General features: G+C 40.6%; 13 protein-coding genes, 1 pseudogene and 1 other annotated feature. Of the genes and pseudogenes, 12 read left to right on the forward strand and 2 right to left on the reverse strand.

Annotated features, from left to right (window positions below):
- Positions 1 to 445, reverse strand: a 445-nt coding sequence (locus tag ACQRD1_RS14055) for a peptidase dimerization domain-containing protein (protein ID WP_427787883.1), incomplete at its 3' end; no start/stop codon positions are given.
- 472 nt (positions 446 to 917) lie between these two features.
- On the opposite strand from ACQRD1_RS14055, the gene ACQRD1_RS14060 reads away from it, so the two are divergent.
- From ACQRD1_RS14060 to ACQRD1_RS14100, 9 genes and pseudogenes are all read left to right on the forward strand, one after another.
- Complete coding sequence (locus tag ACQRD1_RS14060) at positions 918 to 2,207, forward strand: aminotransferase (protein ID WP_235231573.1); 1,290 nt, start codon at positions 918 to 920, stop codon at positions 2,205 to 2,207.
- Positions 2,208 to 2,403: 196 nt separating this feature from the next.
- The gene (locus ACQRD1_RS14065; protein ID WP_427787885.1) at positions 2,404 to 2,787 is read left to right on the forward strand and encodes a YbaN family protein; all 384 of its coding nucleotides are present in this window, start codon (positions 2,404 to 2,406) and stop codon (positions 2,785 to 2,787) included.
- A gap of 8 nt (positions 2,788 to 2,795) precedes the next feature.
- Entirely contained in the window at positions 2,796 to 3,128 is a 333-nt protein-coding gene (locus ACQRD1_RS14070; protein ID WP_235231575.1) for a nitrous oxide-stimulated promoter family protein, read from the forward strand.
- Positions 3,129 to 3,278: 150 nt separating this feature from the next.
- Positions 3,279 to 3,428 carry a 50S ribosomal protein L33 gene (rpmG, locus tag ACQRD1_RS14075; protein ID WP_083262913.1) on the forward strand — a complete coding sequence of 50 codons (150 nt, stop codon included), beginning with the start codon at positions 3,279 to 3,281 and terminating at the stop codon, positions 3,426 to 3,428.
- A 22-nt stretch (positions 3,429 to 3,450) separates the two neighbouring features.
- Positions 3,451 to 3,642, forward strand: coding sequence for a preprotein translocase subunit SecE (gene secE, locus ACQRD1_RS14080; RefSeq protein WP_235231576.1), 192 nt, complete (start codon positions 3,451 to 3,453; stop codon positions 3,640 to 3,642).
- A gap of 31 nt (positions 3,643 to 3,673) precedes the next feature.
- Complete coding sequence (gene nusG / locus ACQRD1_RS14085) at positions 3,674 to 4,189, forward strand: transcription termination/antitermination protein NusG (RefSeq protein WP_235231577.1); 516 nt, start codon at positions 3,674 to 3,676, stop codon at positions 4,187 to 4,189.
- Positions 4,190 to 4,387: 198 nt separating this feature from the next.
- Complete coding sequence (gene rplK, locus ACQRD1_RS14090; protein WP_235231578.1) at positions 4,388 to 4,813, forward strand: 50S ribosomal protein L11; 426 nt, start codon at positions 4,388 to 4,390, stop codon at positions 4,811 to 4,813.
- A gap of 59 nt (positions 4,814 to 4,872) precedes the next feature.
- The gene (gene rplA, locus ACQRD1_RS14095; RefSeq protein WP_235231579.1) at positions 4,873 to 5,565 is read left to right on the forward strand and encodes a 50S ribosomal protein L1; all 693 of its coding nucleotides are present in this window, start codon (positions 4,873 to 4,875) and stop codon (positions 5,563 to 5,565) included.
- Positions 5,566 to 5,785: 220 nt separating this feature from the next.
- A pseudogene (locus ACQRD1_RS14100) lies at positions 5,786 to 7,270 on the forward strand (IS1182 family transposase).
- A gap of 78 nt (positions 7,271 to 7,348) precedes the next feature.
- Here the strand turns inward: ACQRD1_RS14100 and ACQRD1_RS14105 are convergent.
- Positions 7,349 to 8,233 carry a sugar phosphate isomerase/epimerase family protein gene (locus ACQRD1_RS14105; protein ID WP_235231580.1) on the reverse strand — a complete coding sequence of 295 codons (885 nt, stop codon included), beginning with the start codon at positions 8,231 to 8,233 and terminating at the stop codon, positions 7,349 to 7,351.
- 304 nt (positions 8,234 to 8,537) lie between these two features.
- Between ACQRD1_RS14105 and ACQRD1_RS14110 the strand changes: the two genes are divergently transcribed.
- The 3 genes from ACQRD1_RS14110 (at position 8,538) to rplL (ending at position 10,835) form a co-directional block, all read left to right on the forward strand.
- Positions 8,538 to 9,533, forward strand: coding sequence for a LacI family DNA-binding transcriptional regulator (locus ACQRD1_RS14110; protein ID WP_235231581.1), 996 nt, complete (start codon positions 8,538 to 8,540; stop codon positions 9,531 to 9,533).
- Between the two features lie 83 nt (positions 9,534 to 9,616).
- Positions 9,617 to 9,753, forward strand: a sequence feature (ribosomal protein L10 leader region).
- A gap of 44 nt (positions 9,754 to 9,797) precedes the next feature.
- Entirely contained in the window at positions 9,798 to 10,331 is a 534-nt protein-coding gene (rplJ, locus tag ACQRD1_RS14115; RefSeq protein ID WP_427761096.1) for a 50S ribosomal protein L10, read from the forward strand.
- Between the two features lie 129 nt (positions 10,332 to 10,460).
- Positions 10,461 to 10,835, forward strand: coding sequence for a 50S ribosomal protein L7/L12 (gene rplL, locus ACQRD1_RS14120; RefSeq protein WP_235231583.1), 375 nt, complete (start codon positions 10,461 to 10,463; stop codon positions 10,833 to 10,835).
- The last annotated feature ends 85 nt before the right edge of the window (positions 10,836 to 10,920 follow it).

Consider the following 10,920-nt stretch of genomic DNA (forward strand, 5'->3'; position numbering starts at 1 on the left):
TTGTGATTTGGCGAAGTATTGTCTTCCTTTCCTCAAAATGTTTCTGGTTATGATCTCTGATACTATAATGAAGCTCAGAATGTTCGGAATCTCCGCTTATGTTTGTTAAATGATAATAGCCTTCATACAATTCTGTGTCTCTTGGAGTCTCATTTTGCGGCAACATGTTGTTAATCTCGATTGCTATAAGGCTGGCGTTTACCATCGTGTTTTTTGCGCTGCCGGGGTGGGTGGAACATCCATGAATGGTAAAATCTGCCTGGCAAGCATAGAAAGTCTCGTATTGAATTTCTCCTTCCCTTTCACCGTCAAGTGTAAATGCATAATCAGCACCGAATTCTTCAAAATCAAAATAGTGCACTTCGTTATACATTTCTTCATCAGGTGTGAATGCAATGCAGATAGTTCCGTGAGGAATTCCTGATGTCAGGACGCATTCTGCCATTGTGATGATTTCAGCAATGTCGGCTTTATCATCAGTGCCTAGAATTGTAGTCCCGTCGGATGTTATTAAATCCTGTCCTTTCCTCGACTAATAGATTGGCTAATGTAAATTGTGAGTCAGTAGAAGGACATCTTTTTTGAGTAGAATCATTTGCTGTTTGTATTGTTGCATATTGTAAAAATCTTTGATAAGGTTTCATAAAAATCCCTCTTTATATAAAAAATAAGTATAGATAAAGTATAACAAAACTTAGCCCCTGGTAAAATACAATATTAGTTCGAAATACCGGGAAGAATAATAATGAGAATTTGCAAGTTTTGGAACAAAAAATTGCATATCAAAACGAAAAAGTCAGCTTTTTAACAATGTAAATACAATAAAAATGCAAGTATATATTGACATTTTTTCAATATATACGTAAAATAGCAGATAGTGACGCTACGAATGAATGAAGATACAGGAGGGAACCCCGATGACACCATATAGTCAGTTGAGTAAAGAAGAGTTATTAGCATTAAAAAGTGATCTGGAGCAGCAGTTTGAAGATATAAAGGGCAAGGGCCTGAAGTTAGATATGTCTCGAGGCAAACCGTCAAAAGCACAGCTTGATCTGAGCATCGGAATGATGGACGTTTTGACCAGTGAATCAGATCTGGTAAGTTCTGATGGCGTAGACTGCAGAAATTATGGAGTTCTCTGCGGAATCAGTGATGCAAGAAAACTATTGGCAGACATGTCTGAGGTGCCGGAGAGAAATATTCTTATCTATGGTAATTCAAGTCTGAATGTTATGTTCGATACCGTATCACGTGCTATGACACATGGTATTATGGGAAGTACTCCATGGTGCAAGTTAGACCATGTAAAATTCCTGTGTCCAGTACCAGGATATGACCGCCACTTCGCAATTACAGAATTCTTCGGAATTGAGATGATCAATATTCCGCTTCTGGAGACCGGACCGGATATGGATATGGTGGAGAAATTAGTAGCTGAGGATGATTCCATCAAAGGAATCTGGTGTGTACCGAAGTATGCGAATCCAACTGGAATATCCTATTCCGATGAGACGGTAAGAAGATTTGCAAGATTGAAGCCGGCTGCAGAGGATTTTCGTATTTTCTGGGACAATGCATATTCCATTCATCATCTTTACGATGATAAGAGAGATGTGATCCTTGAACTGTTAAATGAATGTATTAAGGCAGGTAACCCGGACATGGTTCTGAAGTTCATCTCCACTTCCAAGGTGTCATTCCCAGGATCCGGAATCGCCGCACTGGCAGCTTCTGAGGCAAATATTGAAGACGCAAAACAATATATGAAGTTCCAGACGATCGGGCATGATAAGCTGAATCAGCTGCGCCATGTACGCTTTTTCAAAGATATGCCGGGTATGTATGCACATATGCGCAAGCATGCGGATATCCTGCGTCCGAAGTTTGAGAAAGTAGAAGAAGTTCTGGAAAAAGAACTTGGCGGACTTGAGATTGGAACATGGACGAAACCACTTGGCGGATACTTTATCTCCTTTGATGCGATGGAAGGCTGTGCAAAAGCAATCGTTGCAAAGGTGAAGGAAGCAGGGCTTGTCATGACAGGTGCCGGTGCAACGTATCCATACGGAAAGGATCCAAAAGACAGCAATATCCGTATTGCGCCATCTTTCCCGACGGTTGAGGAACTGGCAGTGGCAGCAGAGATCTTTGTTCTTGGTGTAAAACTGGTAAGTATTGACAAGTTATTGAGTGGAAAAAATTAATAGAAAGTTATTGAGAATATTATCCAGTAAAGAAACGGGTATTTATATTGACAGGATAATTAAAAATTGATATCCTCTGGGAAGTTAGAAACAACTAACTACCCTGGGGATATTTTTTGCGCAAATATTTTTTTACACATGAGTTAGCGAGAACTAATTATCAATAATATGCAAGGAGAGAAGTGATGAAAAAGAGATGATGAAAAATCCAATAAAAATAATCTGGATGGCAGCAGGTGTGGTATTTCTGGGGATAGGAGCAGTAGGTGTTGCACTTCCGGTGCTTCCGACCACGCCGTTTTTATTGCTTGCTTCCTTTTGCCTGGCAAAGGGATCAAGAAGACTTCATGAATGGTTTGTAGGAACCAAATTATATCAGAACCATCTGGACAGCTTTGTAAGAAACAGAGCGATGACACTTAAGACCAAGCTAGGGATACTTTTCCCGGCATCTGCAATGCTTTTGCTGGCATTTGCGGCGATGCAGAATGTCTATGGCAGAGGATTCATCCTGTTTTTGATTCTATTCAAATATATCTATTTCTTTACATGCATCCGCACGATCAGGAAAGAGGCATAAAGGATAAGATGTCAGCAAAGAATAGCCAGCAAAAACGAGAAAAAGAAAAACAAGTTATAGATCAGATGATTGCCATATATTGCCGAAAGAATCATCGGCATCTGCACAAGGAGAATGGATTATGCAGTGCATGTGAAGAATTACGACGCTATGCAAGGATGCGGGTGGATCGCTGCCCATTCATGGAGACGAAGACTTTCTGCAATCAGTGCAAGGTTCATTGCTATCAGCCAAAGATGCAAGAAGAGATTCGAAAGGTCATGCGCTTCTCGGGACCGCGAATGCTTCTGTATCATCCGGGGATGGCAATCTGGCATATGATCAGTACGTTAAAGGGTTAAATATAGAAAAAGGACTTGCTTTTTGGCTTGTGGTATGGTACACTATCCTAGCGAATGGAAGTAGGTCTTTTTTTTATGCCTAAAATTAGGGTAGCCTCGCAAGCTACCAAGTAACAAGTTAATTTAGACAAACAAAGCGAGGTGGAAGTTGTGCGTACAAGAATCACATTGGAATGTACAGAATGCAAACAGCGTAACTACAACATGACGAAGGATAAGAAAGCTCATCCGGAACGCATGGAGACTAAGAAGTACTGTAAGTTCTGCAAGTCACACACATTGCACAAAGAAACAAAATAGTCGCTGCAAAGGAGTGGGTGTCATGAGCGATAAGACGCAGAAGAAAAGCTGGTTCAAAGGTCTTAGCAGAGAATTTAAGAAAATCATTTGGCCAGATAAGATGACAGTAGCAAAGCAGACGGCAGCAGTTGTTTCTGTAACCGTAGTTCTGGGTGCGATCATTGCGATCATTGATTTTATTGCCCAGTACGGAGTGGATTTATTAGTAAGATAACTGATAATCTGCACGCAAGAAAGGTGAGTTTATGTCAGAGGCAAAATGGTATGTAGTTCATACTTATTCTGGGTATGAGAACAAAGTAAAAGCCAACATTGATAAGACAATTGAAAACAGACATCTGGAAGATCAGATTCTGGAAGTTCAGGTGCCAATGCAGGATGTCGTTGAGATGAAGAATGGTGTCCAGAAGGCGACGCAGAAGAAGATGTTTCCAGGCTATGTTCTGATTCACATGATCATGAACGATGATACATGGTATGTTGTCCGCAACACAAGAGGTGTAACTGGGTTCGTAGGACCGGGATCTAAGCCGGTTCCGCTTACGGATGCAGAGATGGCATCGCTGGGAATCAGGGAAGAGAATATTGTCGTAGATTTTGAAGAGGGCGATACTGTTCAGGTAATTGCCGGTGCATGGGCAGATACAGTTGGAGTTATCCAGTCTATGAACATGCAGAAGCAGAGCCTTACCATCAATGTTGAATTATTCGGCCGTGAAACACCGGTTGAAATAAGTTTCGCAGAAGTTAAAAAGATGTAACTGCTATAAGCAGTGCACGGGTTACATTATTGGCTGCAGGGGAGCTCGCTCACCGACAGACATTTAATGAAAACCGTATAGGGCGACAGCCCTCAGCGAGATGAAGCGCAGTGCAATCGAGCTGGCACTGTGGAATAAGTAAAACAAAAAAGTGGGAGGGACAAAGATTCCCGGGAGTACCACAAGGAGGTAATTAAAATGGCAAAAAAAGTAACAGGTTATATTAAATTACAGATTCCTGCCGGAAAAGCTACACCGGCACCACCGGTTGGTCCAGCACTTGGTCAGCACGGTGTAAATATCGTTGAATTTACAAAGCAGTTTAATGCAAGAACTGCAGATCAGGGAGATTTGATTATTCCTGTTGTTATCACAGTTTACAATGACAGAAGCTTCAGCTTCATCACAAAGACACCACCGGCAGCTGTTTTGATTAAGAAAGCCTGCAACATCAAATCTGGTTCAGGCGTTCCGAACAAGACAAAAGTAGCTACGATCACAAAGGAACAGGTAAGACAGATCGCAGAGACAAAGATGCCAGACTTAAATGCAGCAACAATCGAGAGTGCTATGAGCATGATCGAAGGAACATGCCGCAGTATGGGTGTTAAAGTTACTGAATAAACGTGTAAACAAGAATCGTGGGAGGGTTATCCCGACATTACCACAAGGAGGTTATTTAGATGAAAAGAGGAAAGAAATATGTTGAAGCTGCAAAAGCAATTGACAGAGGAACTCTCTATGATGTTGCAGATGCAGTGGCATTAGTTAAAAAGACTGCAGTAGCAAAATTCGATGAGACTATCGAAGCTCATATCAGAACCGGATGTGACGGACGTCACGCTGACCAGCAGATTCGTGGAGCAGTTGTACTGCCACACGGAACAGGTAAAAAAGTTCGTATCTTAGTATTCGCAAAGGATGCAAAAGCTGAAGAAGCTAAAGCGGCTGGAGCAGATTACGTTGGAGGAATGGAACTGATCGAGAAGATCCAGAAAGAAAACTGGTTTGAATTCGACGTTGTTGTTGCTACACCAGATATGATGGGTGTTGTAGGACGTATCGGTCGTGTACTTGGACCAAAAGGTCTTATGCCAAACCCAAAAGCTGGTACAGTAACAATGGATGTTACCAAAGCAATCCAGGAGATCAAAGCTGGTAAGATTGAGTACAGACTTGACAAGACAAACATTATCCATGTGCCATTAGGAAAAGCTTCATTTACTGAAGAACAACTTGCGGACAACTTCCAGACGCTGATCGATGCAATCAACAAAGCAAGACCTGCAGCAGTAAAAGGCCAGTTCTTAAAGAGCGTGGTTCTTACTTCTACAATGGGACCGAGCGTAAAAGTTAACCCATTAAAGCTTGTTTAAGAGATTGAAATAATCGAGTATATATGATGCCCCTGCCTATCGGCAGGGGCATTCAGACTGTAGACAAAGTCCCGGATGATAGTCCGGGCTTTTCTTATGTTTTAGTTATCCACAATTCTTTTTTAGAGAATTAATTTATCAAGAAAAAAGTGTATGTTATCCACGCGATAGTTTTATGTTGTCTATTCCCTTCATGGTATAATAATCTTAACAGGAGGGATTGCTTATGATGACAAGAGATGCTGATAAAAAAGAGAACAAATGCTCATGTTTTGTATGGATGACATGGTTCCTAGAGACCATCTTCTCCGAAAAATTGACAAAGCAATTGACTGGAACTTTATTTATGACTTAGTAGAAGATAAGTATTGTGCAGACAATGGACGACCAAGTTTGGATCCTGTCTTATTAATTAAAATCGTATTTATTCAGTATCTTTATGGGATTCGAAGTATGCGCCAGACAATCAAAGAAATTGAAGTAAATGTTGCTTACCGATGGTTTCTGGGTCTTGATATGTTAGATGGAGTCCCTCATTTTTCAACGTTTGGGAAAAATTATACACGCCGGTTTAAAGATACTGATCTGTTTGAACAGATTTTTTCGTATATCTTAGAAGAATGTATGAAACATCATCTAGTGGACACTTCTATTATTTTTGCAGATGCTACTCACGTAAAAGCTTGCGCAAACAGCAAAAAAATGAGAAAGCGGATTGCAAAACAAGAAGCTCTCTGGTATGAGGAAGAATTACAAAAAGAAATCAATGAAGATAGAAAAGCACACGGAAAAAAAACTTTAAAAGATAAAGATGATCATAACCAAACTCCACCTTCTACAGGCGGGAATCCTTCTAATGAAGAAGATGCCCTCCCGGAAGGAGCAAAAACACAAAAATGCAGCACAAGTGACCCAGACAGTGGGTGGTTTCGTAAAGGAGAACATAAACATGTTTTTGCATATGGGATTGAAACTGCTTGTGATAAACATGGCTGGATTCTGGGATATTCCATTCACCCTGGAAATGAACATGATAGCCGGACATGCAAGACACTTTATGACAAGCTACTATCATATCATCCGGAAATGATGGTCTTGGATGCAGGATATAAAACCCCGGCAATCGCACATCTCTTGATAGAAGACCAGATTGAACCATTGTTTCCATACAAATGCCCGCAAACAAAAAAAGGATTCTTCAGAAAATATGAGTATGTATACGACGAATACTATGATTGCTATATATGTCCGGAAGGAAAAATCCTAACATATTCTACCACAAATCGAGAAGGTTATAGAGAATATAAAAGCAACTGTATGGATTGTAAAAACTGCCCTAGCCTTTCAAAATGTACCGAAAGCAAAGAGCATGTAAAAATAGTAACACGTCATATATGGGCAGAGTATTTAGAAAAATGTGAGGATATCCGTTATACCATAGGGAACAAAGAAATCTATGATTTACGTAAAGAAACCATAGAGCGGATTTTCGGAACCGCAAAAGAACAACATGGTTTTCGATATACACAATATAAAGGAAAAGCGCGAATGGAAATGAAAGTCGGGCTTACATACGCATGCATGAATTTAAAGAAGCTGGCAAAAATCCTGGCAAAAAAGGAGCAGAAAGCATATGATATGTTGCACTCTTTAATAAAAGAAACGAGAAATTCCATTCATACAGAAAAGTTGGTGCTGGAGTTAAACTCCAGCACCAACTTTGTCTACAGTCTGAAATGGGGACGTAGTATTTTTCAAAAATACTACGTCCCCATTTGAAAAATTAACGGCTATAGTCGGAATATGGGCCGCTGAAAACGTGTCTTAAGTAAGCTACTGAATTTTTAGCGTCTACATCCAGCATTGCTTCGTCTTTGCAGAGGTCTCTCCAGACTTTGATGTCGCTTCCGACCTCTCCGCCTTTTAATACGAATGGCTCCATGACTACGTTTTTATCGTAACCGATGCGGCGAAGTGCCTGACCGATTTCAGCCCAAGGCATATTGCCTTTGCCAGGGCAGCGGCGGTTATTTTCGCCAACATGGAAATGTCCGAGTTTATCCCCAGCTGTCAGGATGGCATCAATCATGCTATCCTCTTCAATGTTCATGTGGAAGGTGTCGAGCATGACTTTTGCTGCAGGAACATCTACTTCTTCTACGAATTGTACGGCCTCTTTTGCTGTGTTTAACAGATAGCCTTCAAAGCGGTTCAAGACTTCCAGGCAATAGTCGACACCACATTCTCCGGCGATTTTGGCTACGGTACGAACATTTTTTACGCTACGTGCCCAATCGCTTTCTTTGTCAATTGGTTTGGAGTAATCCACTGGCCAGTAGGAGTAAATACCTCCGCCGATCGTGTGGATATCCATATATTCCAGCTTCTTTAAAATATCTGTGTAGAAGCTGATGGCATTTTTAATGACAGCCTCATCGGCAGAACCAAGATTCTCTGAAGCAGAAGGACCATAGCCTGCAGTTAAAATGACATCCTGAGCTTTTGCTTCGGATTTCAGGTCATCCATCTCTGCTTTGGTCATATCCTTGAGGGCAGCGCAGGAAATCTCTAATATATCAAATCCAAGAGATCTGACTTTTTTGATGTATTTTTTATAATCTGCAGCCCACTGCTTCTCCCAGTAAGCGAAATAAATTCCGTATTTCATGAAATATCCTCCTTTCTCGGTTTGAAAAAAATATTTTGTTACATATTGTTGCGCGAAATCTATTCTAATCATACTTTTTAAAAATGTATTTGTCAATAATGCTAATAAAGTTCTACAATTCAGTTGAGTAACAATGCGTAATATTATGCAATTTACACAAATACAAAAAGAGTTGCACAAACAATAGAGAGTAAAGTTACGTAAAACAAAAGAAATATTTACTTATCGATTAAAATTTGTTACTATAAATACTATAAAAATAAAAGGAAATGCATAGTAAGTCCGAGTGAGGGAGGGATCGCACATGAGAAATAAAAAAGCATTTTCAATTCGGGATATTGCTGCGCAGGCAGGTGTATCTACGGCTACTGTTTCACGTATTTTGAATCAGAAGGGCGGCTATTCCGGCGAAACAGAACAAAAAGTGTTGAATATTGTGCGGAACAGCTCTTATGAGCTTACGGATAAGACACGAGAAAAAGTCGTTGGGGTACTGATTCAGGATATTACGAATGAGTGGTTTACGAGTGTGGCGGCAGATCTGGAAGAACAGTTATATGAGAAAGGATATGCAGCGTGTATTTATACAACAAGCGAGAGCATACACAAGACAGACTGGTACTTTGATGAGTGTATGCGGAGACGGTTTGCCGGGATCATCATTGTATCGCCGACGCCGGAAATTGCCAGAAAAGCCAGAAATGCGAATATACCGATTATTTTCATTGACCGGACCCCTGTCCGCAAGGAGGATATCATCAGTGTAGAATACGACCATTATCTGGGTGGATATATGGCGACAGAGCATCTCATACGAAAAGGTTGTAAAAATATTATGTTTCTAGGAAAGGAGCAGGATAATCCGGCTGTCGGAGCGAGACTTCGGGGGTATCTGGATGCTTTGGATGATTATAAGCTTCCGCAGTCAGAAAAGCTGATTGTTGCACTTAATGATAACTATCATCTGTATGATACGGCATATCGGCTTACCTATTATCTGCTGAAAAAGAAGCTGAATTTTGATGGAATCTTCTGTACCAATGACTTAAGAGCTTTTGGGGCATTGCAGGCGCTTCAACAAAATGGAATCAGAGTTCCGGAAGAAGTGAAGGTGATCGGTTACGATGATATTTCTCTGGCAAGGCAGTGTTATCCAGCGCTGACGACGATCCGGCAGAATACGGAAGAACTGGCAAGAAATACCGTTCAATTACTGATGCAGCTCCTGTTTGAGCCTGAAACAGTAAATCATTCACATGTGGTGCTTCCGGTCTCTCTGGTGGAAAGAGGAACGGCCTGAGAATCCGTACAAGCTTAAATGAATTTCAGAAAAATACACAGGAAACGGGAAAAACATTTGACAAACAGAAGATTCGATGCTATGATAATTATCAGTGACTGCCGAAGACAGCAGGTGCGAAAGCGTAAGTATTACAATCGCCTGCCGAGGAAAGTTAGATTCGAATTTGTGAATTATAACACCTCTGTGTCTTTGGACATAGGGGTGTTTTTTGAATATTCCTTATAAGCAGTCGGACAAATAATATAAGGAGGTGCACCATTCGTGGCAAAAGTTGAATTAAAACAACCAATCGTACAGGCTATTGCAGATGACATCAAGGATGCAGCAAGTGTTGTATTAGTAGACTACCGCGGATTAACTGTTGCTCAGGACACAGAACTGCGTAAACAGTTAAGAGAAGCAGGAATCATCTACAAAGTTTGTAAAAACACAATGATGAAGAGAGCTTTTGAAGGAACTGATTTCGCAGCTTTAGACGAACACTTGGAAGGACCAAGCGCTATCGCAATTTCTAAAGATGACGCAACAGCTCCGGCAAGAATCCTTTGCAAGTTTGCAAAAGATGCAAAAGCCCTTGAATTAAAAGCAGGTGTGATTGAAGGTACAGTATATGATGTTGACGGACTGACAGAACTGTCCAAGATTCCATCAAGAGAAGAATTACTGTCCAAGTTACTTGGAAGCTTACAGTCACCTATTACAAATCTTGCTCGTGTTCTTAACCAGATCGCAGAGCAGGGCGGCGCTGAGAACTGTGTAGCAGCAGCTCCTGCAGAAGAAGCTGCAGAGGAGTAGAGCACTTATCGAGGTATTTTCGAGATTAGTGCGAACCCGTTCTTTGAACTTAGCGAGGTGTTATCGAGCTTAGTGAAAAGAACTTCATTTAAGAATTAAAAAAATAAAACAAAAATGGAGGAAAATAAAATGGCAAAATTAACAACAGCTGAATTTATTGATGCAATCAAAGAATTATCAGTATTAGAATTAAATGACTTAGTAAAAGCATGTGAAGAAGAATTTGGTGTTTCTGCAGCAGCAGGTGTAGTAGTTGCAGCAGCAGGCGGAGAAGCTGCAGCAGCAGAAGAGAAAGATGAGTTCGATGTAGAGTTAGTATCTGCAGGCGCATCTAAGGTTAAAGTAATCAAAGTTGTTCGTGAGATCACAGGACTTGGATTAAAAGAAGCTAAGGCAGTAGTTGACGAAGCTCCGAAGGTAGTTAAAGAAGCTGTTTCTAAGGCAGAAGCTGAAGAAATCAAAGCTAAACTTGAAGCTGAGGGTGCAGAAGTTAACCTTAAATAATCAAAAAGATGATTTTTCAAAGAGCTGTTCCAATTGGAATGGCTCTTTTTGTCTTTTTAGAAGAAGTGTTGTAAAATCAGAAAAA

Source organism: Bariatricus sp. SGI.019, from assembly GCF_050315235.1.
Classification (GTDB): domain Bacteria; phylum Bacillota; class Clostridia; order Lachnospirales; family Lachnospiraceae; genus JAFBIX01.